This window comes from Rhizobium sp. CBN3, assembly GCF_030518245.1.
Lineage (GTDB): Bacteria > Pseudomonadota > Alphaproteobacteria > Rhizobiales > Rhizobiaceae > Rhizobium > Rhizobium aethiopicum_A.
On sequence record NZ_JAULSE010000001.1, the window covers coordinates 58,385 to 79,254 of the forward strand.

The 20,870-nt window shown below is 61.9% G+C and carries 19 protein-coding genes; 10 read left to right on the top strand and 9 right to left on the bottom strand.

Annotation, left to right across the window (positions count from 1 at the left end):
* Window positions 1-10 precede the first annotated feature (10 nt).
* A complete protein-coding gene (locus QWJ46_RS00255) occupies window positions 11-544 on the top strand; it encodes a hypothetical protein (RefSeq protein ID WP_302748471.1) in 534 nt (177 codons plus the stop codon).
* Here the strand turns inward: QWJ46_RS00255 and QWJ46_RS00260 are convergent.
* Window positions 541-1,311 (bottom strand): TIM barrel protein, encoded by a 771-nt coding sequence (locus tag QWJ46_RS00260; RefSeq protein WP_302748473.1) that lies wholly within the window; start codon window positions 1,309-1,311, stop codon window positions 541-543. The genes QWJ46_RS00255 and QWJ46_RS00260 overlap by 4 nt on opposite strands.
* A 140-nt stretch (window positions 1,312-1,451) precedes the next feature.
* On the opposite strand from QWJ46_RS00260, the gene QWJ46_RS00265 reads away from it, so the two are divergent.
* Both QWJ46_RS00265 and QWJ46_RS00270 read left to right on the top strand, forming a co-directional pair.
* On the top strand, window positions 1,452-2,240 hold the full coding sequence (locus QWJ46_RS00265; RefSeq protein ID WP_302748475.1) for an SDR family NAD(P)-dependent oxidoreductase: 789 nt from the start codon (window positions 1,452-1,454) through the stop codon (window positions 2,238-2,240).
* Between the two features lie 176 nt (window positions 2,241-2,416).
* On the top strand, window positions 2,417-2,881 hold the full coding sequence (locus tag QWJ46_RS00270) for an Rrf2 family transcriptional regulator (RefSeq protein ID WP_085780172.1): 465 nt from the start codon (window positions 2,417-2,419) through the stop codon (window positions 2,879-2,881).
* Between the two features lie 49 nt (window positions 2,882-2,930).
* Here QWJ46_RS00270 and QWJ46_RS00275 read toward each other — a convergent pair whose 3' ends face one another.
* Window positions 2,931-4,043 carry an acyl-CoA dehydrogenase family protein gene (locus tag QWJ46_RS00275; RefSeq protein ID WP_302748477.1) on the bottom strand — a complete coding sequence of 371 codons (1,113 nt, stop codon included), beginning with the start codon at window positions 4,041-4,043 and terminating at the stop codon, window positions 2,931-2,933.
* 163 nt (window positions 4,044-4,206) lie between these two features.
* On the opposite strand from QWJ46_RS00275, the gene QWJ46_RS00280 reads away from it, so the two are divergent.
* Window positions 4,207-4,983 carry a metallophosphoesterase family protein gene (locus QWJ46_RS00280; RefSeq protein WP_302748479.1) on the top strand — a complete coding sequence of 259 codons (777 nt, stop codon included), beginning with the start codon at window positions 4,207-4,209 and terminating at the stop codon, window positions 4,981-4,983.
* A 28-nt stretch (window positions 4,984-5,011) separates the two neighbouring features.
* Here QWJ46_RS00280 and QWJ46_RS00285 read toward each other — a convergent pair whose 3' ends face one another.
* The 3 genes from QWJ46_RS00285 to QWJ46_RS00295 form a co-directional block, all read right to left on the bottom strand.
* Window positions 5,012-8,197 (bottom strand): efflux RND transporter permease subunit, encoded by a 3,186-nt coding sequence (locus tag QWJ46_RS00285; protein ID WP_302748480.1) that lies wholly within the window; start codon window positions 8,195-8,197, stop codon window positions 5,012-5,014.
* Window positions 8,194-9,372: an efflux RND transporter periplasmic adaptor subunit gene (locus tag QWJ46_RS00290; RefSeq protein ID WP_302748482.1), complete on the bottom strand. Its 1,179-nt coding sequence runs from the start codon at window positions 9,370-9,372 to the stop codon at window positions 8,194-8,196. The genes QWJ46_RS00285 and QWJ46_RS00290 overlap by 4 nt, the downstream gene beginning before the upstream one ends.
* Before the next feature lie 259 nt (window positions 9,373-9,631).
* On the bottom strand, window positions 9,632-11,173 hold the full coding sequence (locus QWJ46_RS00295) for a sodium:proton antiporter (RefSeq protein WP_302748484.1): 1,542 nt from the start codon (window positions 11,171-11,173) through the stop codon (window positions 9,632-9,634).
* Between the two features lie 230 nt (window positions 11,174-11,403).
* Between QWJ46_RS00295 and QWJ46_RS00300 the strand changes: the two genes are divergently transcribed.
* From QWJ46_RS00300 to QWJ46_RS00310, 3 genes are read left to right on the top strand one after another with little or no spacing between them, the layout of a single operon-like run.
* Window positions 11,404-11,868 carry a MarR family winged helix-turn-helix transcriptional regulator gene (locus tag QWJ46_RS00300; RefSeq protein ID WP_302748485.1) on the top strand — a complete coding sequence of 155 codons (465 nt, stop codon included), beginning with the start codon at window positions 11,404-11,406 and terminating at the stop codon, window positions 11,866-11,868.
* Entirely contained in the window at window positions 11,861-13,084 is a 1,224-nt protein-coding gene (locus QWJ46_RS00305) for an HlyD family secretion protein (RefSeq protein ID WP_302748486.1), read from the top strand. The genes QWJ46_RS00300 and QWJ46_RS00305 overlap by 8 nt, the downstream gene beginning before the upstream one ends.
* On the top strand, window positions 13,077-14,618 hold the full coding sequence (locus QWJ46_RS00310) for a DHA2 family efflux MFS transporter permease subunit (RefSeq protein ID WP_302748891.1): 1,542 nt from the start codon (window positions 13,077-13,079) through the stop codon (window positions 14,616-14,618). The genes QWJ46_RS00305 and QWJ46_RS00310 overlap by 8 nt, the downstream gene beginning before the upstream one ends.
* An 84-nt stretch (window positions 14,619-14,702) precedes the next feature.
* Here QWJ46_RS00310 and QWJ46_RS00315 read toward each other — a convergent pair whose 3' ends face one another.
* The 3 genes from QWJ46_RS00315 to QWJ46_RS00325 are packed head-to-tail and all read right to left on the bottom strand — an operon-like array spanning window position 14,703 to window position 16,608.
* Complete coding sequence (locus QWJ46_RS00315) at window positions 14,703-15,302, bottom strand: DNA-3-methyladenine glycosylase (RefSeq protein WP_302748892.1); 600 nt, start codon at window positions 15,300-15,302, stop codon at window positions 14,703-14,705.
* Between the two features lie 59 nt (window positions 15,303-15,361).
* Window positions 15,362-15,676, bottom strand: coding sequence for a hypothetical protein (locus QWJ46_RS00320; RefSeq protein WP_184453633.1), 315 nt, complete (start codon window positions 15,674-15,676; stop codon window positions 15,362-15,364).
* A 23-nt stretch (window positions 15,677-15,699) separates the two neighbouring features.
* A complete protein-coding gene (locus QWJ46_RS00325; RefSeq protein ID WP_302748488.1) occupies window positions 15,700-16,608 on the bottom strand; it encodes a LysR family transcriptional regulator in 909 nt (302 codons plus the stop codon).
* A gap of 115 nt (window positions 16,609-16,723) precedes the next feature.
* On the opposite strand from QWJ46_RS00325, the gene QWJ46_RS00330 reads away from it, so the two are divergent.
* Window positions 16,724-17,467, top strand: coding sequence for an SDR family oxidoreductase (locus QWJ46_RS00330; RefSeq protein WP_302748490.1), 744 nt, complete (start codon window positions 16,724-16,726; stop codon window positions 17,465-17,467).
* A gap of 246 nt (window positions 17,468-17,713) precedes the next feature.
* Here the strand turns inward: QWJ46_RS00330 and QWJ46_RS00335 are convergent, their stop codons facing one another.
* On the bottom strand, window positions 17,714-18,625 hold the full coding sequence (locus QWJ46_RS00335; RefSeq protein ID WP_184453639.1) for a LysR family transcriptional regulator: 912 nt from the start codon (window positions 18,623-18,625) through the stop codon (window positions 17,714-17,716).
* 164 nt (window positions 18,626-18,789) lie between these two features.
* Here QWJ46_RS00335 and QWJ46_RS00340 point away from each other — a divergent pair, with 164 nt between their 5' ends.
* Both QWJ46_RS00340 and QWJ46_RS00345 read left to right on the top strand, forming a co-directional pair.
* Window positions 18,790-19,605: an alpha/beta hydrolase fold domain-containing protein gene (locus QWJ46_RS00340; RefSeq protein WP_184453641.1), complete on the top strand. Its 816-nt coding sequence runs from the start codon at window positions 18,790-18,792 to the stop codon at window positions 19,603-19,605.
* 46 nt (window positions 19,606-19,651) lie between these two features.
* Window positions 19,652-20,842 (top strand): efflux RND transporter periplasmic adaptor subunit, encoded by a 1,191-nt coding sequence (locus tag QWJ46_RS00345; protein WP_184453643.1) that lies wholly within the window; start codon window positions 19,652-19,654, stop codon window positions 20,840-20,842.
* Window positions 20,843-20,870: the final 28 nt, after the last annotated feature.

Sequence of the window (20,870 nt, forward strand, 5' to 3'; positions counted from 1 at the left end):
AGCGGAGCCGATGAGTCATCTCCCGCAGATCGATTACGACACCGCTTCGCCAGAAGTTCGCGCGGCGCATGATGAAGAAATCAGGCTGCGCGGGCGCATGACCAACATGAAGCGGACGCTCCTCCATTCGCCGGTCGCCCATCGCATCTATGCCGAATGGTTCACGCTGCGGGCCGAGCTTGATCCTGTCACCAGCGACCGCGAGATCTGGATTTTTTCGCTTGCGATCTCGAAGGCGGCGAAATCCAAGATCGCCATCACCTTCTTTCGCCGTGCCTTGATCAACAAGGGCTTCGATCCCGACGCGCTGGAGCTTTCCGAAGCGGAAGCGTTGCTCGCCGCCTTCGGCAAGGCTGTTGTCACCGATTCCAATGCGGTTCCGGCCGAGCTCTGGGCGAAGCTGAAAGAACGCTACGAAACCAAGGCGCTCGTCGATCTCGTCGCCTTCGCCGGCATCATGCTGGCGACCGCCGTCTTCAACAATGTCGTCGAGGTCGAATTCGACCCGGAGCTTGAGGCCTTCGCAGAAGGCGCCGGTTCCTAGCCGCCAAGTGAGGCGATTGCGGCTTTGACCGCGTCCGCGCCGGCCCTCGTTGGCCGGTATTCGAGGCCGACGGCCCCGTCATAGCCGTTGGCGAAGATCCAGTCGAGGCGATGGGCGAGGTCGATGCCGCCGGAGCCCGGTTCGTTGCGGCCGGGATGATCGGCGACATGGACGTGGAAAACACGGTCGAGGCGACCGTTCAGCACGTCTTCGGTGCATTCGCCCATCACCGCGGAATGGTAGATGTCGTAGACGATGCCGATCTCGGGGCGGGCGACGTCGTTTACGATGTCGAGGCCTTCGCCGGTCGAATCGAGGAAGTAGCCGATATGATCGATACGGATGTTGAGAGGCTCGACGCCGAGGCGCACGCCGCTGCCTTTGAGGATATCCGCGCCTGATTTCAGTGTTTCCGTGAGGGCCTGGCGCTGTTCTTCACGGCTGAAGCCGGTGAGGTCGTCGCCGGCCTGGGCGATCAGCACCGGCGCGCCGAGGCGTTTGGCGACTGTGCCGGAATCGGCAAGGCCTTTCAGCCAGGCCTGCCGGTTGGCGGCATCGGTCAGCGCGATCATCGGCTCGGCGACGAGGCTGGTGACGGCGAGGCCGGTTTCCTTCAGCGCCGCCTCGATGGCATCCAGATCCTTGTCGGTCCAGCGCCAGAATTCGACCGCCTTCAAGCCGCCGGCATGGGCGCGGCGGATGCGGTCGGGAAAGCTGTCGCCGTTCTCGGCAAACAGCCATTCTATACAGGCTGAATAACGTCGCATGAAAACTCCTCCCGGTGCGGATGCAGGCTGCGACAGAACGGAGCCTGCCGCAAGAGGCGTTTGGGTGCTTGACGCCCGGATTCATTGGCGGAACACTCGCTGCCATCAAGCCGGGATCGCCGGCGCTTCTGGAGGAAGACATGGATCTGGGATTGAAGGGTAAGATCGCCGTCATAACGGGTGCGTCGGTCGGCATCGGGCTGGCGGTCGCCGAAGGGCTGGCGGCTGAGGGCGTGGACCTCGTGCTGGCGGCGCGCGGCGGCGATCGGCTGGAGGCGGAGGCCGCCCGCATTGCCGAGAAATTCGGCGTCGACGCCACCGCCGTCGTCGCCGACGTCGCGACGGCTGCGGGAACGGAGGCGATCATCGCGGCGGCTGCCGAAAAGGGCGGCGCCGATATTCTCATCAACAATGCCGGCACTGGATCGAACGAGACCGTCATGGAGGCGCCTGATGAGAAATGGCAGGCCTATTGGGATCTGCATGTGATGGCCGCCGTCAGGCTTGTGCGCGGCATCGCACCGCAGATGAAGAAACGCGGCGGCGGGGTGATCCTGCACAATGCCTCTATCTGCGCCGTCCAGCCGCTCTGGTACGAACCGATCTACAATGTCAGCAAATCGGCGCTGATGATGTTTTCGAAGACGCTCTCGACCGAACTCATTCAGGACAATATCCGCGTCAACTGCATCAATGCCGGCCTGATCCTGACGCCCGACTGGATCAAGACCGCCAAGCAGCTTACCGCCGAAAGCGGCGGAAACTGGGAAGGGTACCTGCAGAGCGTTGCCAATGAACACGCTGCCTCCAAACGCTTCGGCACGCCGGAGGAACTGGCGAACGTCTTCGTCTTTCTGAGTTCGGAGCGGGCGAGCTATTGCATCGGATCGACCTATTTCGTCGATGGCGGCATGCTGAAGACGATTTGATCGAAGCTGTCGCAAAAAGCAGCACGGCAAGCCTGTTCTTCGCAAGACTGCCGGCCGGCCGTGGACGTTGCCGATACAAGCTATAAATATTAGCTATTTTGTTGTATCTTCACGCTTTCGACGTTATTTGCCTGCTATTGGCGGACAAATATTGCGATTTCCAAAAGGCGACGACCATGCTGACGAAGAAGGGAAAATACGGCCTGAAGGCACTGGTCGATCTGGCGCGTCTGGCGCCGGGCGAGACCGCCTTCATCAATGACGTCGCGGCGCGCAACAATATTCCGAAGAAGTTTCTCGACACGATCCTGCTCGAACTGCGCAACGTCGGTATCCTGCGTTCAAAGAAGGGACCTGGCGGCGGGTATTCTCTATCGCGGCCGGCTTCCGAGATCCGCATCGGTCACGTTATCCGCACGCTCGATGGTCCGCTGGCGCCGATCCGCTGCGCCAGCCGCACGGCTTACGAGGCCTGCGACGACTGCGCCGACCCCGAGACCTGTCAGGTGCGGCGTTCGATGACCGATGTTCGGGACGCGATCGCCGCCATTCTGGACAATATGACCCTCGATCAATTCGTCGCAGCCGGCGGCCGGATTGAAGACACCGGGGACGAATTGCCGATCTCCGCCGCCAGCTGAGACGCTTCGGTTTCATACGGTTTACGGCGCCGTGCTGGTCGTTCAGGGCTCATCTCGACATATGGTCGCCGGCGCGGCGCAGCAATCGATCGCGCGGTAGCGACAGCGCATGAATGCGTGCATTGCGCCAATGGCGGTCGAGATTGAGGCCGATGCCGGTTGATGCTTCGCCCGCGAGCTCGAACAGCGCGTTTGCGGTGCTGAGGGCCGTTTCCCTGGCAGTGATCGCGGCCGCCGAGGCGGAAAAATAGGCATCCGCCATCGCAGCCTCTACAGGATTGACCTGGGCAATATCGAGTTTGCGGCCCGCCCGCTCCAGAGCTGCCGCCGTGATTTCGATGCCGACAGCGTGTTTGCCGAGCTGAGAGGGGGAGACGGTGCGATCGCCAATGGCTGTCATCAGGTCGGCCCATGCGGCCCGCGCGATGCCGAGGCCTACGCCCGCCTTAAGCAGCAGTCCGAGCGAAATGCCCGTCGAATATCCGGATGAGGAGGCCGGCGCAATCGTGCCGGCATCGACATGCACTGCGCCGGCGATCGTCGTTGCCGATCCATTGGTGCGCTGGCCAAAGCCGTCCCAATCATCGACTACCTGCACGTCCTCGTTGTTGCGGCTGAGGTAGAGCGTCACAGGGCGGCCGGGCGGGAGCGTGAGGGCAGCGGCAATCCAATCGGCATAGAGAATACCGGCCGCCGGCCGCATCCGTCCGCTCAGACGGTACCCCGGTCCCTCGGCCGACAGCTCGCTGCCGTCGGCGACCGTTGCGCCGGCGAAGCGGTCGCCGAGCAGCGCACGGGCAAACAGCGATGCCTTCAGATCCTCGGCAGCCTGGGTGCGGAGCGTCTCCAGAACGGAAAAGTGATTTTCCAGGGTCTCGCCGATCGAAGCGTCGGCCTCGGCAATGATCGCGATGATCTCGGCAAGCAGGGCGTTCGGCACGTCAAGCCCTTCATACTCCGGCGGAACAGAGATTGCCGTCAGCCCCGATACCGACAGCGCGTCGAGCTCGGCAAAAGGCAGGATGCGGTTGATATCGCGCTCGCTTGCCTGTTGACGGAATGTGTCGGCGAGGTTGCGAGCCGTGGCTACCGCCTCCTCTTCGTTTTCGATGCGGCGTGCCGGCGGCCTGATGCGGTCTTGAAACTGCGATACTGTTCCCATCGCTCACTCTTTCCTCGACGGGTGACAGGAGTGAGGGATTTTCCTCCGGATGATAAGAACGGTTTTTCCAGAAAAACCCAAAGCTTCGAATTTTCTCACCAACTTGATCGCCTCGTCTTGCACTCTACTTATGGTTAACCGGGCTATCCAATTGAGGAATATGATGGGTGAAGCACTTGCTCGCCATAGCGAGGTTTGGAAAATGGGGCGCCAGCCGAGACCGCGCCTGACGCTGGATATCGCCGAGATTCCAACTTATGCGATCGGCGACATTCACGGCCGCTATGATCTGCTTTTGAAAGCCGAGGAGGCGATCCTGCAAGATGGCGCGCGATTGCCCGGGCAAAAGCTGATCGTGACGCTGGGCGACTATATCGACCGGGGCCCGGAATCGGCGCAGGTCATCACTCACCTCATGGAGCCGCCGCCTGATGGTTTCGACCGTATCTGCCTTGCCGGCAATCACGAGATCGCCATGCTCGATTATGTCGACGGTTGGCTCCCTTATGACGACTGGATGCGGATGGGATCGGCGGAATCGCTTAAATCCTATGGACTCGATCCGGAGCATCTGCCGCTCGTCTTTCCCTCCGGCGCGCAGCTCGACGCCTTCCTGCGGCAGTCGCTGCCGCATACGCATATCGATTTCATGCGGGCACTGCCGATCATGCTGGACACGCCGAGCGTGCTGTTCGTGCATGCCGGCATCGATCCGATGCTGCCGCTCTCCGCGCAGACGGAGGAGGACCTGGTCCTTATCCGCCACCGCTTTCTTGAAAGCAGGGTTCCTTTGCCGAAGCTTGTCGTGCACGGCCATACGCCCAGCGACGAGCCCGACATTCGCCCGAAGCGGCTCAATCTCGATACGCGCGCCTTTCGCAGCGGCAGGCTGACCGTCGCTCGGTTCTGGCAGAGCCGGGTGCATCTGTTTTCCACCTGACATCGTCCCACCGCAAGTCACACGGTGATCAGACCGTCTCACTTTCGCTCGGAACGGTTTCGACCGGCTTTTCCGCCGAGCGGCTGCGGCGCCGGCCGCGCAGGACGACGTAGAAGACCGGCGTCAGGAACAGGCCGAAGAGCGTCACGCCGAGCATGCCCGAGAAAACGGCTGTTCCGAGCGACTGACGCATTTCGGCGCCGGGGCCGGTGGCGATGGCAAGCGGCAGAACGCCGAAGATGAAGGCGAATGCCGTCATCAGAATCGGGCGCAGGCGAAGATGGCTGGCCTCGATGGCGGCCTCCACCGGCGACTTGCCTTCCTCTTCCGCCTGTCTGGCGAATTCGACGATCAGAATGGCGTTCTTGGCCGCCAGGCCGATCAGGACGATCAGGCCGATCTGGGTCAGGACGTTGTTGTCCATGCCTCTGAGCGACACTCCGATCAGCGCCGCGAGCACGGCAAGCGGAACGATGAGAATGATCGCAAGGGGCAGAACCCAGCTTTCATATTGGGCGGCCAGGGCCAGGAAGACGAAAATGACGGATAGGGCGAAGATATAGACGGCGGTGTTGCCGGTATGAGTCTCCTGATAAGCGAGTTCCGTCCATTCGAAGGTCGTTCCGGGCGGCAGGATCTTGGCCGCCAATGCCTCCATTTTCTTCAGAGCATCGCCCGTCGAGGTGCCGGGCGTCGGATTGCCCTGAAGCGGCACCGAGACATACATGTTGTAACGCTGGACGAGCGCCGGTCCGCTGGAATCCTGGATGTCCATCAGCGTTCCCAAAGGCACGAGTGCACCGGTCGCCGAGCGCACCTTCAGGGCGAGAATATCCTCCCTGTCCATTCGGTACTGCCGGTCGGCCTGGGCGCGAACCTGGTAAACGCGGCCGAACGCGTTGAAATCGTTCACGTAGGCGACGCCAAGGTTGATCGAAAGCGCGTTGAAGATATTGGGGATCGGCACGTTCAGGAAGCGCGCCTTGTCGCGGTCGATCGAGAGGAAATATTGCGGGCTGGCATCGGAGAACGTCGTAAAGACGCCGGTGAGCCCTTCGGTCGTTGCTGCCGCCCCCATCATCTGACGGGCAAGGCCGAGCACGCGCGTCATGTCGGGGTTTTCGAGGTCGGAAATCTGCATCTTGAAGCCGCCGGAGTTGCCGACGCCGCGCACGGACGGCGGCGGGATGGCAATGATGAAGGCTTCCTGGATGCTTTGCAGCTTGCCGAAGAGCTCGCCGATGATCTTGTTGGCGTTCTCTCCGCCTTCCTCGCGTTCGGCAAAGGATTTGAAAGGAACGAAGACAACGCCCGAATTGGAGGCATTGGTGAAGGTCGCGCCGCTGAAGCCGGCAAATTGCACGGCGTTGCCGACACCGGGTACGGTGCGGGCGATGTCGCCCACTTTTTTGACGACGGCATCGGTGCGCGCAAGCGAGGCGCCATCGGGAAGCTGCACGACGATGATCGCATAACCCTGGTCCATGGTCGGGATGAAACCCGAGGGAACGCGGGTGGTCATGTACCAGGTTGCGCCGAGAAGGGCAGCGAAGGCGACCATCGAGCAGGTCAATCCTACCCAGCTGCTGACCAGGTGCCGGACGGTCCACGAATAGCCGGAGCTCATCCGGTCGAAGCCGCGGTTGAAGCCGTTTGCAATGCCAGTTCCCAGGCGCGACGCAATGCTCTTGCGTTTCCTCTCGTGATCGTGGGCCTTCAGCAATATGCCTGCGAGGGCCGGCGAAAGCGTCAGGGAATTCAAGGCAGAGATCGCAGTTGTCACGGCGATCGTCACTGCGAATTGCCTGTAGAACTGGCCTGATATGCCGGGGATGAAGGCCGTCGGCACGAACACCGCGATCAGCACCAGCGAGATCGCGACAACCGCGGTTCCGACTTCGTCCATTGTGACGTGAGAGGCCTGCTTCGGCGTCATGCCGCGGGCGAGATTGCGCTCGACGTTTTCCACCACGACGATCGCATCGTCGACGACGATGCCGATCGCCAGCACAAGGCCGAAGAGTGTCAGCATGTTGAGCGAAAAGCCGAAGGCCAAAAGCACCGCGAAGGTGCCGATCAGCGAGACGGGGATGGCGACGATCGGGATGATCGCGGTGCGCCAGGATTGCAGAAACACGAGAACGACGATCGCCACCAGGATGGCCGCTTCGACGATGGTTTTATAGACCTCGTTGATCGAGGCTGAGATGAATTCGGTCGTGTCGTAGACGATGCGATACTCGAGACCCTCCGGGAAATTCTGGGAGATGTCCTTCATGAGTGCCTGGACCTGATGGGCCGTATCCAGGGCGTTGGTTCCCGGCCGGGCGAAAATGCCAAGCGCAACCGCCGGATCGTTGTTGAGGTAACTATTGGTGACGTAGTCCTGCGCGCCAAGCTCGATGCGGGCGACATCCTGCAACTGCACGAGCCGGCCCGATGTCGTCGACTTCACGATGACATAGCGGAATTCGCGCACATCGGAGAAGCGTCCGTCCGTGCGCACCGTATATTCGAAGGCGTTCCTGCCTGTGACCGGCGGCGCGCCGATCTTGCCGCCCGAGACCTGGACGTTCTGGTCTCTCAAGGCGGAGACGACGTCGTCGGATGTCATGCCGTAGGCGGAGAGTTTTTCCGGATCCAGCCAGATTCGCATCGAATATTGGCGTTCGCCGAAGACCTGCACGTCGCCGACGCCATCGAGGCGCACGAGCACGTCACGGATGCGGTTGCGGGCGTAGTTCGAGACGTAAAGCTGGTCATAGCGGTGTGATGGCGACAAGAGGTGCACGACCATCATCAGGTCGGGCGAGCTCTTGTCGGTGGTCACGCCGAGCCGCTGGACCTCCTCGGGAAGGCGGGGCAGCGCGATGGAAACGCGGTTCTGGACGAGCACCTGGACCTTGTCGAGATCGGTGCCGAGCTTGAAGGTGATCGTCAGCGAAATGGCGCCGTCGGCGCTGGAATAGGAAGACATGTAAAGCATGTCTTCGACGCCGTTGATCTGCTGTTCGAGCGGGGTCGAAACGGTGTCGGCGATGGTTTGCGGGTCGGCGCCCGGATAGGAGGTGCGCACGACGATGGTGGGCGGCGCGATCTCCGGATATTGGGCGACCGGCAGCTGTGTATAGGCGATGCCGCCGACGACGAGGAAGAGGATCGAGATGACGGCGGCAAAAATCGGCCGGTCGACGAAGAAATGCGCGAACCTCATTGTCCGCTCTCCGCGTTTGCGGCCTCCGGCGCTGTATCCTGCCGCTCCTGCGGCAGTTCGCTCATCTGCGGGGTGATGGTCGAACCGGGCCGGGCGCGTATCACGCCGTTGACGATGATGGTTTCGCTGCCGTCGAGACCCTCGCGTATGACGCGATAGCCATAGAGCCGTGGTCCGGGTCGCACGGGCTTGGTCGAAACCTTGCCTTGCGCATCGACGAGATAGACGACGCGTTCATTCTGGTCCGAGCCGATCGCTTCGTCGGGGACGAGAACGGCCTTGTAAGTGTTGGAGGCTTCGACCTGAACACGGCCGAAGAGGCCAGGCTGGAGGATGAAATCGGGATTTGGGAGACGGGCGCGGATGCGGATGGTGCCGCTCTCGTTGTCCACCCGGTTCTCGGCGAAATCGAGCTTGCCCTTGAAGGGTTTGGCGGTCGGGTCCGAGATCGTGACGGAAACATCCACGCCGCCGCCGCCCATTTGTAGGTCCTTGCCCTGCTTGCGCGCCGTGTCGGCGAAATTCAGCAGGCGGCGCTCATCCACGTCGAAATAAAAATCAATCGGATCGAGGGAAACGATGGTGGTGAGCACCGTCTGATCGGCCTGCACCAGGTTGCCGGGCGAGATCAGGCGGCGATCGATGCGGCCGCTGAGCGGCGCTTTGATCTCGGTATATTCCAAATCGAGGGCCGCGCGGTCGGCTGCGGCTTGCGCGCCGCGGACATTGGCCTCGGCCGAATCGAACTCGCGGCGGCGGTCGTCCAGCGTCTGCGCGGACTGGCTGCCGCTTGACGCGAGTGATTGGGCGCGCTTGTACTGCGCATCGGCAAAAACGAGGGCGGATTGCGATGCTTCGAGCGCCGCCTTCGCTTGGTTGAGTGCTGTTATAAACGGCCGCTGGTCGATGACGAAGAGCAGGTCGCCCTGCTTGACCAAGGCGCCGTCTTCGAAATGAACTTCCTGCAGGTAGCCGCCGACGCGGGAGCGGACCGAGACTTCGTCAACCGGCTGGAAGCGGCCGATGAACTCGTCATTGTCGACGACATCGCGCACCACGGGTTTTGAGACGGTGACGGGAGGCGGGGCGGACGGTGCGCCCTGCGCCATCGCGGCCAGAGGCATGAACGTGGCGATGCAGCCGAGCATCAATATCCGTCGAAGCGCGAAAGTCATATCGGTCCCTCCAATCGCGGCGGCCGATCGACTGCCACCGAACTTAAGATGAAGTGATGCTATTCATGTCTTGCTACTTTGAACGAAAGCCTTGGGCTCCCGTGATCTCCCCGGCGCTCAATCGTTGGAAGGGAAAGCCGGTATGCGATGCACAATGGAAAATCATAACGCTATGGAACGGGATATAAGCGGCAGCGACGAAAAATAGCAAATGCCAATTATTCGCTTTTCTGGATTCCATGAACTTCATGGAGCGGCATCAGCTTTCGACGATCTCATCTCGGCCGGGCGGCAGAACGGCAAGCTCAGCCCAATCAAGCTCCTGTTCCAGCATGTGAAAGACGTCGTCGTCGATCTCGCCGGCGCGGCGCATCGCGGCCAGTTTGCGCCGTTTCGCACCGATGACATTGCGGCGCTGTTTGTCGAGCCTGCTGACCTCGCGCGGGTGTCTTCCGTCGGCAGCAATCTCGCGCTCGGAGGTGTAGACGTCGCGCAGGATTCGGGTGGATTTGTCCTCGCCTTCAAGCTCGGCAAGCGCCGCGTCGATCAAAGCCACGCGGGCTTTGGTGAGATCGCGGTTCAGGGAAGTGTCCGGATCGAATTTCAGGAAGCGGATCAGCGGCCCGAGCGTCAGCCCCTGGACGATGAGCGTGCCGAGAACGACGGCCAGCGCGCTGAGCAGGATGATATCGCGATCATGGAAGTCGATCGGCAGGGCGAGCGCAGTTGCCAGCGTGACGAGACCGCGCATGCCGCACCAGCCGGCAAGCAGGCTCGCGGCAAATGTGGGAGCGGCTTGTGTCGTGAGGCCGCGCTCGGCAAGAAAGGTGATGGCGCGGTTATAGACGAGCACCCAGGCCAGGCGCACGGCGATGACGGTGACGAAGACCGCGGTTGCCAGGGCGATTGCAAAATTCAGCCGGCCGGGATCGAGATCGAGGACGATCTGGCGGACCTGCAAGCCCATCAGCAGGAAGGCGAGCACGTTAAGCAGGAACACCGCGGCTTCCCAAACCGAATAGGAATGAATGCGGTGGCGGGCCGTCTGCCGCTCCGGCATGTAGCGGGCGATCACCATGGCATATGCGACGATCGCCAGGATCGCCGAAAGGTGCAGTCGCTCGGCGATGATCCATGTGCCGAAGGTGGCGACGAACTCGAGCAGTGTGCCGCCGAGCGTGCCGGCGAGCTTCAGACCCACGATCATGTAGAGACGGCCGAGAAGATAGCCGAGGATGAGACCGCCCGGCGCTGCCAGCGTCAACTCTGCCAGGATGCCGGTGAAGAAGGCGGGATTGGTGGCGGCCGCCACTGCGGCGCTGAAGATGAGGAGGGCGACGGCGTCATTGAGCAGGCTCTCGCCCTTGAGGATTACATAGGTCTGACGCGGCAAATTGAAGCGATCGAGCATGACGGTCGCCGCGACCGCATCCGGTGGCGCGACAATGGCGCCGAGTGCGACGGCCACGGCAAGCGGCAGGCCGGCCATTGCGACGCCGACGGCGGCGACGGCCGCGGCCGTCAAAATGACGGCGATTGCGGCAAGCGAAAAGAGCGGCAGCCAGTTGCGCTTCAACGTCCTCGGCGGCAAATCGTATGCGGCATCGAAAAGTACGGGTGCGATGAAAAGCGCCAGCGCCAGCCCGGGATCGATCGCCACCTCCGGAGCCCACGGGAAGGCAGCGACAATGATGCCGGCGATCGCCAGCATGGTCGGATAAGGCACACGGAACTTCCTGGAGAATTGCAGGAAGATGATCGCCACCAATAGCAGCGTCAGCATGCTTTCGAAGAACGCCATAGGCCCTCCAGAGCATTTCAGCGGATGGTTCTTGCCAGAAACTAGGGCCAGGCGATGCCGCGGCTACCGTTCGAGCCTAAAGCTGTGAGGGACGGCAAGCCGCCGGCCGCAGCCTGCGGCATTTTGGCCGCGGTTGCAGAATCTGCGGCTTACGCTCTTGTGCGAGCGTCTGCGCTCAATATATGTGAGCACATCATAAGTATGCTTATAAATATCCGGCATAGGTTTCCATGAACGCCACGCCCACACTCGGTTTCCTTCTCCACGATGTCGCACGACTGCTACGCAAGCGCTTCGAACAACGTGCTAAGTGTCTTGGGCTGACACGCTCGCAATGGCAGACGCTCGCCTATCTCTCGAACAACGAGGGCATCCACCAGAGCGGCCTTGCCGAAATTCTCGAAGTCGAGCCGATCACGCTGGTGCGCATTCTCGACAAGCTCGCCGAACGCGGGCTCATCGAGCGCCGCCAGCATCCGACCGACCGGCGGATCTGGCTGCTCTACATGCGCGACGAGGCGCATCCTCTGCTCGCCGAAATGCGCGAACTTGGCGATGTCACCCGCGCCGAGGCGCTGGAAGGTGTCTCAGCCGAGCAGCGCGAGCAGCTTTTTCATATCCTGTCCGTAATGAAGACCAACCTGGTCCAGGCATGCCGGACCCCGGTTGACGAGAATGAGATGAACGATGGCTGATCAATCTCCCCTGCGCGTCGTTGCCGACGCCAATGCCAAGTCTCCTATTGAAGAAAATGAAGCGAAACAGCAGGAAACGGTAGCCGAAGCGCCTTCATCCAATTCAGCGCCGGCTGTCGCCGTGGCTGCGCCTGGCGGTAGCAAGGTCCGCCGCCGGCGCAGTCTCACGCGGCCGATCCTGTTCGCGCTCCTGCCCGTGGCGCTCGTCGTCGGCGGCTATTATTACGTCAATGGCGGTCAGGTGATGTCGACCGACAACGCCTATATCCAGGCCGATATGGTCGGGGTCACCACGGATGTCTCCGGCATCGTCGACCAGATCGACGTGCATGAGAACGAGGCGGTCAAGGCGGGGCAGGTGCTGTTCAGCCTGAAGGTCGACTCCTTCAAGATCGCACTTGCCGGCGCCGAAGCGCAGCTCGGCGTCCAGCGCAACCAGATCATGAATCTCAAGGCGAGCTATCAGCAGTCGCTCGCCGAGATCACTCAGGCGCAAGCGGACCTGCCCTATTACCAGGATCAGTTCGACCGGCAGCAGAACCTCGTCAACAACGGCAGCGCGACGCAATCTGCCTATGACGAGGCCAAGCACAATCTCGAAGCCGCGCAGCAGAAGGTTGCCGTCGCCAAGGCGGAAGCCGCAACCACGCTCGCCCAGCTCGGCGGTTCTGCCGACCAGCCGGTCGAAGAAAATCCGCTCTACCTGCAAGCCAAGTCGAATGTCGACAATGCCCGGCGCGAACTCGACAACAGCGTCGTCAAGGCGCCCTTCGACGGTATCGCCACCAATGTCAATGCGCTGCAGGTCGGTTCCTATCTGCAGGCTTCGCAGCAAGCCTTCTCGCTTGTCGCCACCGATCATCTGTGGATCGCCGCCAGCCCGAAAGAAACCGAGCTGACCTATGTCAAGCCAGGTCAGACCGCCGAGATCTACGTCGACACCTATCCCGGTGTGACGTGGAAGGGTAAGGTTGAGAGCATCAGCCCGGCTTCCGGCTCCAGCTTCTCGCTACTGCCGGCGCAGAACACCACCGGCAACTGGGTGAAGGTCGTGCAGCGCATTCCGATGCGCGTCAGCATCGAGGATACCGCAGGCAAGCCGCCGCTGCGCGTCGGCATGAGCACCGTGGTCGACGTCGATACCGGCCATATCAGAGGCCTGCCCGACTTCGTCAACACGCTTCTGGGCCGGCCTCAGGGCAAGGATGATGAATAACGCTCCCGCATCTCCGGCGACCCCCGTCGCCAATCGCGGTGCGATCACGGCCTGCGTCATTCTCGCCGTCATCATGCAGGCGCTGGATACGACGATCGCCAATGTGGCGCTGCCCTATATCCAGGGCAGCGTGTCGGCGTCGGCCGACCAGATCAACTGGGTCCTGACCTCCTATATCGTCGCGGCAGCGATCATGACGCCGCCTTCCGGTTTCCTCGCCGCCAAGTTCGGTCGCAAGCGCGTGCTGCTCGTCGCCATCGCCGGTTTCGTGGTTGCTTCGGTGCTCTGCGGCCTGGCGCAATCCTTGAACCAAATCGTTGCCTTCCGCCTGCTTCAGGGCCTGTTCGGCGCATCGCTGGTGCCGCTTTCCCAGGGCATCCTCCTCGACATCTATACCGTGGAGGAGCGCGGCTCGGCCATGGCCCTCTTTGGTGTCTCCGTCATGGTCGGGCCAGTGCTCGGCCCTGTCATCGGCGGCTGGCTGACCGACAATATCAGCTGGCGCTGGGTGTTCTATATCAACGTGCCGATCGGCGCGCTCGCCTTCATGGGCATCGTCATCTTCGTCAGCGAGACCAAGCGGGATCTGCTCGCCAAACTTGATTGGTTCGGCTTCGGGATGATGAGCCTGTTCATCGCCGCGCTGCAGCTCTTTCTCGACCGCGGCGAGCAGCTCGACTGGTTCTCCTCGGGCGAGATCATGGTCGAAGCGATTGTCTGCGCCGCCGCGTTCTATCTGCTTCTGGTGCACACGCTGACGGCGGAGAAATCCTTCGTCAATCCGAAGCTGTTTCTCGACCAGAACTTCACGGTCAGCATGATCTTCATCTTCGTGGTTGGCGTCACCTACCTCGCCTCGCTGGCGCTGATGACACCCTATCTGCAGACGCTGATGGGCTATCCCGTCATTACCGCCGGCATCGTTATGGGGCCGCGCGGGCTCGGCACCATGCTCTGCATGTTCATCGTCGGGCGGCTGATCGGCAAGGTCGATACGCGCGTGTTGCTGGTGCTCGGTCTCGGCCTGACCGCCTGGGCGATGTACGACATGACGGGTTGGACGCCAGATGTTTCGCAATGGACGATTGTCTCGGTCGGCTTCATCCAGGGCGCTGGCCTCGGCTTTCTCTTCGTGCCGCTGACGACGATTGCCTTCGCGACGCTGCCCGCCCAAATGCGTGGCGACGGCACCGGTCTCTACAATCTGTCGCGAAACATCGGCTCGGCGGTCGGTATCTCGATCGTCTCGGCGCTGATCGTCGAGAACACGCAGAGCAATCACGAGTCGATTGCGGCCTATGTGACGCCTTTCAACCACGCCTTCAATGCGGTGGCGGCGCAAGGGTTGAGCCCCCTGACGGCCACTGGCCGCGCTTCGCTCAACGAGATGATCACCCTGCAATCAACGATCATCGCTTATATGGACGATTTCAAGCTCTTGATGCTGATGTCGCTCGCGGTCATCCCGCTGGTGCTCTTGCTGCGCAAGCCGAAAGCGGCGCCCGCCGTCGACCATAGCGCGGTCATGGAGTAGACTCGGACGTTTACGCAATTCCTGGGAAAAGCCGGTTTCCCGGTTTTTCCCGACAAAACCGCTTCACACTTTTGCTGGAATTGCTTAGCGAAACGGCTTGCTGAGATACCGCGATCCCTGAATGCCGAAGCGCCACGGTGCTTCGGCATTTCTAGTGATGCCGATGCGTTTTCCCGAGACAACAGGCACCGGCGCAGACGGCGTCAGCGCATAGGGCGGACGGTCGAGCAGCCTATCGTTGATTTCGATGTCGACGCCAAGCGCCTGACAGAGCTTGCCCGGGCCGGTGCAGAGCGCCGTCAGCATATCGGTGCCGCGCCGCTCCATCATGGCGGCAATTCCTGTTTCCGGCTCGAGCGCCCGGATCAGCACGGCCGAGCCTGGATGGCAGACGAAGTTCAGGCACCAGTACATGCCATAGATGCGGTAGATGTAGACATTGCCGGGCCGGCCGAACATGGCGCCGTTGCGCCTGGTGGGCCCGCGAAAACTGTGCGAGGCTTCGTCATCGGGGAAATAGGCTTCGGTCTCGGTGATGCGGCCGCCGGCGCCATCCACGGTCAGATGGCAGCCGAGCAGGTCGCGGGCCACAGTGATCGCGTCGCGCTCGAAAAACGCCCTGAGGCCTTCGCCGGCAAGCGCGTCGGCGCCGATCGCGCCCTTTGTCATTCCACCATCGGTCATAACCGAGGCAGATAACATTCGCTGCCGCCGCCGTCATCCCAAAACCATTTGATGCCGCCTCAGCGGCCGGCATTCGGATCACGCATGGGGATCGAGGATGATGTAACCGAGACCGGATCGCTCGCTGGGAAGGAATCTTCCAGGCCTTCCTCCAGTTCCTCTTCGAGCAGGGCCGGATCCTTGCTGCGCGCGCCGTCGCCATGGGCTGGTTCGATTGCTGCCGCAAGCAGGACCTTGGCGCGCGCGACCGCGTTTTCCAACGTCAGTTCGGGTGCGCTCCGCAGCGTTACGGCAATGCTGTCTTCACCTTCACCGCCGAACTCGACGACGAAGCCGTCTTCCGTCTGGTAGACGGTAATATCGCTGAGTGCCATGGCCCTTCCCCCAACCGCTCATATTAGCAAAGCGTGTTTTTGGAATTTTGTCGAGCGAAGACCTTCACCAGCCAATCGATGAAGACGCGCACGCGCGGCGAAAGCTGGCGGTTGCGGGGATAGAGCAGGGAGACCGGCGTCGGGGTCAGCGGAAAATCCGGAAGCACTTGGACCAGGGTGCCGTCGGACAGGTCTTTTTCGGCGTGGTAGCGCGGGATCTGGATGAGGCCGAGGCCCATCCTCGCTGCAGCAACATAGCTTTCGGCGGCGTTGACGGTGACGGTCGCGGGAATGATTATGTTGCGTACGGTGCCATCGACGATGAATTCGAGCGGCAGCAGACCGCCGGTGCTGCTCGAGCGGAAGCCGACCATGCGATGGCCGGCAAGCTGGTCCGGATGCTGCGGCAGGCCGCGGGCGGCGACATAGGCGGGAGCGGCGAGCGTGATCTCATCAAGCATGGCGACACGCCTGATGATCATATCGCTTTCGGCAGGCGTACCGACGCGCAGCACGCAATCGATGCCTTCGCGCACCAGATCGACCAGCCGATCGCCTTCGCTCATATAGAACTCGATCTCGGGATAGGTCTCCAGAAAGGACGGCAGGCTCGGCAGCACGAAATGGCGCGCGAGCGTGCCGTGCACATCGACGCGCAGCAGGCCTTTCGGTCTGGCGCCGGCAAAGGCCCCTTCCGCATCCTCAATGTCGGCGAGGATCGACAGGCAGCGCTGGTAATAGGCTTCGCCGTCGAGCGTCGGGCTGACATGGCGTGTCGTGCGCTGGAGCAAGCGAACACCGAGGCGGGCCTCGAGCTGCTTGACCGCGTCGGTAACGGTCGAGCGCGGCAGGCCCGTGTCTTCCGCTGCGAGGGTGAAGCTGCGGCGCTCCACAACGCGGCAGAACACACGCATGGCATCGAATTTGTCCATCTTGTTTGTTCGTATTCTCCGGATAGTGATGCCGGAGAATGCACGATTATGCGCCGCAGGAAAAGGCGCATCTTCTTCTCATCGAAAACGCCCGTGGCGCAGAAGGAGAAGAACAATGGCTTCCAACAAAAACAACAAGGTCGCACTGGTCACCGGCGCTTCCCGTGGCATCGGCGCGGCCGTTGCCAGACGCCTCGCCAGCGATGGTTTCACCGTCGTCGTCAACTATTCCGGCAGTGCGGCCGCGGCCGAGGAGCTCGCCCGGGAGATCGAGCAGGCTGGCGGCAGGGCGCTGACGGCAAAGGCGGATGTCAGCGATGCTGGAGCCGTCCAGCGGATGTTCGACGCTGCGGAAGGCGCCTTTGGCGGCGTTGATGTGCTCGTCAACAATGCCGGCATCATGATGCTGTCGCCGCTCGCGGAGGCTGACGACGAAAACTTCGATCGCCAGATCGGCGTCAATCTCAAGGGCACGTTCAATACGCTCAGGGAAGCGGCCCGGCGCCTGCGCGACGGAGGCAGGGTCATCAACTTTTCGACTTCGGTCGTCGGGCTGAAGCTCGAAACCTACGGCGTCTACGCCGCCACCAAGGCCGCCGTCGAAACGCTGACGGCGATCATGGCCAAGGAGATGCGCGGCCGTAACATCACGGTCAACGCCATCGCGCCCGGGCCGGTGGCCACCGATCTTTTCCTCAACGGCAAGACGGAGGAACTCATTGCCCGCATGGCGAAGATGAACCCGCTGGAACGGCTCGGCTCGCCCGAGGATATTGCCTCCGCGGTCGCCTTTCTCGCCGGCCCGGACAGCGGCTGGATCAATGGCCAGACACTGCGCGCCAACGGCGGCGTGATCTGACGAAGGCGCCCTCATCGCAATCATGTGAACGAAGATTGTAGGTCTTCCCCCTTACAATCGTGTGGAGAGTGCCTATAGTTGCTTTATCGGCGAGAGAGTGGAGTTCCCTGACGCTCTCTCCCGAACCTCCAGAGCCTGCCGCGCCCAGTCTGCGGCGCGACAGGTCCGATGTTCAAAATTTTACGGCCCGTCGAAGGTTTCCCTTGCCTTCCGGGCCGTCTCTGTTTTGCCGCCGCGCGACATGCTCTAGAAATCGTTCAGCTTGGCCTCGACCAGGAGCTTGACCAGCCAATCGACGAAGACGCGGACCTTGTTGCTGAGGTGGCGGTTCGGCGGATAGACCACATAGAGCGGTATCGGATCGCGGCGCCAGTCCGGCAGCACGCGGACGAGTTCGCCCCGCCGCATCGGTTCACGCGCCATGAAGGTCGGAACCTGCGCGACGCCGAGCCCCGTCAGGGCCGCGGTCAGATAAGTGCGGCTGTCATTGACCGAGGCGATGCAGCGCGGGGTGGTCTCGACCATTTCGTTGCCCCTGCGAAATTCGAAGGGCAGCGTCCGGTTGTTCTGAGCGCGGAAATAATTGACGGAATAGTGCGTGGCCTCAAGATCCTCCGGCCGTTCGGGCATGCCGAATTTCTGAATGTAGCTCGGCGAAGCGCAGGTGATCAGTTCCATCTCCGAAACCCGTCGGGCGATCAGTGACTGATCGGTAGGCGTGCCGGCCCGCAGCGCGCAATCGACGTTTTCGACCAGGTAGTCTACCGTGCGGTCGCCGACCCCCAGGTCCAGACGGATATCGGGATAGCGCTGGTAGAAATCGCAAAGTGCCGGAACGACAATGGCGTCGGCAAAGGCGCCGCTCATTTCGATGCGCAACCGCCCGCTCGGCAGGCTTTGCGAATTGGAGAGGCTGCCATCGAGTTCCTCCAGCTCGGAGATGATCTGGGCGGCGCGTTCGTAATAAAGTGCGCCGTCCGTGGTCACCATGACCCGGCGCGTGGTGCGGTTCAGGAGCTTGGTGCGCAGATGCGCTTCGAGGCCCTGAATGAGGTTGGTCACCGTCGCCTTGGGCATGGCGAGCATGTCGGCGGCGCGGGTGAAATTGCCCGTCTCCACGACGCGGATGAAGACGCGCATTGCCGAGAGCTGATCCATCGGTTTCAAGTCCGCAGTTTGCGTTGCACCATTATTCGAAAATCGGAACAGTGTAATCGCGATATTGCTTCTTATTCCCTGTGCTGAATAACAATATCTTTTTTGTGCAAAATGCAAGCGGCGGAATGTGCCTGTTTGCTCCCATGCGGAAAGAGACCGGAAGCATGACGGTGGAGTGGAAAGATATGATGCTGGACAAGGTGGCCATTGGCCCCGTTTCCGCACGTATCTACCAGGGCGCCGATTATGGCAAGGGTCCGCCGATCGTGCTTTATCTGCATGGCGGCGCCTTTCTCGACAGCGAGACCAATGTCGATCGCCCGGTGGCGATGAGCCTCGCCAAGGCTGGCGCCATCGTCGCCGCCGTCGACTATAGCAGCCTGTCCGACAACCTGTTTCCGAAGGCATTGGAAGTTTCCTTCTCGGTTTTCAGCTATCTCGCCAACAAACGTGCTGCCGGTCTGGGCGACCGCAAGTCGCTGCTTTTTGTCGCCGGTGAGGAGGCGGGCGGCAATGTCGCCGCCGGTGTGGCACTGAAGGCGCGCGACCAGTTGCCTGATGCACTCGATGGCCAGGTGTTGATTTCGCCGCTGCTTGATCCGTTCATGGGCACGTCCTCCATCCGCAAGGCGGAAGCCGTCGGTATGCGCCAGCGCTGGACCGATGGCTGGAGTCATTACCTGAGCGGCGGTGGCTGCCATCCCTATGCGGCGCCTTGCCTCTGTTCGCGTCTTTCAGGCGTCGCGCCGGCACTGATATTCACCGCCGAGGACGATCCTCTGCACGATGAAACAATCGGTTATGGCGCCCGCCTGAAAAAGGCCGGTGTCGGTGTCCGCCAGCATGTCCTTCCCGCCGGGACGGGCTGGCCTTCGATTTATGGTGGGAAATCCGGGGAAGCGCCCGGTTGGCAGGAACACGTCAGCCGCCATTTCGGGAGTTTCCTTCAGGACGTAAGCGTCCAACCGCAATTGCATTGAAGAAGATCTGATATTTCGGCGGCTCGAGGCCGCAAGGAGAGTACTGATGACGTCCAGAAGCAAGCGCTGGGCCCTGGTGGGTGCCGGCTTAGGTCTCATTGCGTCCGTTTCGGGCGCTGCATTGTTTTTCGAATTGCCGATGAGCACGGCTGCCACGGCCGCATCCGAGCCGGCGCAGCCTCCGGCCGTGCCGGTGACGGTTGCCGTGGTCGCGGCGCGCGACGTGACGGCCTGGGAAAGTTTCTCCGGTCGCCTGGAAGCGGTCGACCGCGTGCAGGTGCGCTCCCGCGTTGCCGGGGCCATTCTGTCGGTGGCGTTCCGTGAGGGCGCACTGGTCAAACAGGGCGACCTGCTGTTCACCATCGACCCGGCGCCCTACCAAGCGAGCGTGGCGCAGGCGCAAGGCCAGGTCGCTTCGGCCGAAGCCAAGGTCAGCCTGGCGCAGACCGAGCTCGATCGCGGCCGCAGGCTTTCCGACAACCGCACCATCTCCCAGAGCGATCTCGATCAGCGCCAAAGCGCACTGGCCGAGGCGCAGGCCGGCCTGCGTTCGGCGCAGGCCACATTGCAGTCGGCCCAGCTCGATCTCGATTACACGCAGGTTCGCGCTCCGGTATCGGGCCGTATCGGCAAGATCGAGGTAACCGCCGGCAACCTCGTTGCAGCTGGATCGACCTCGCCGGCGCTGACGACGCTGGTTTCGGTCGATCCGATCTATGCGAGCTTCAACGCCAGCGAAGAGATGGTGACGCGGGCGCTTGCCCAACTGCCGCAGACCGACAGCGCTCTGCCCCCGGTCGAGCAAATCCCCGTCGAAATCGGCACGCTGGCCGATGACGGTACGCCGATCAAAGGCAAGCTGCAACTGATCGACAATGAAGTCGACGCATCAAGCGGCACGATCGGCGTGCGCGCCGTCTTCGACAATCCGGGCGGACGCCTCATTCCCGGCCAGTTCGTGCGCGTGCGCATGGGCCAGCCGAAAGCCGAGAACAAGATCGTCATCAGCGACCGGGCCGTCGGCACGGACCAGGACAAGAAGTTCGTCTTCGTCGTCGACGGCGAGAACAAGGTGGCCTACCGGCAGGTCCAGCTCGGCACGCTGGCTGACGGCCAACGGGTGGTCGAAAACGGCCTGAAGGCCGGCGAGAAGATCGTCGTCAACGGTCTGCAGCGCATCCGTCCCGGTGCCGTCGTCGTTCCGCAGATGGAAGAGAAGGTCGCGACCGCTCAGTAAGATCCCGCCTTCCCCTGCGGGGGAAGGC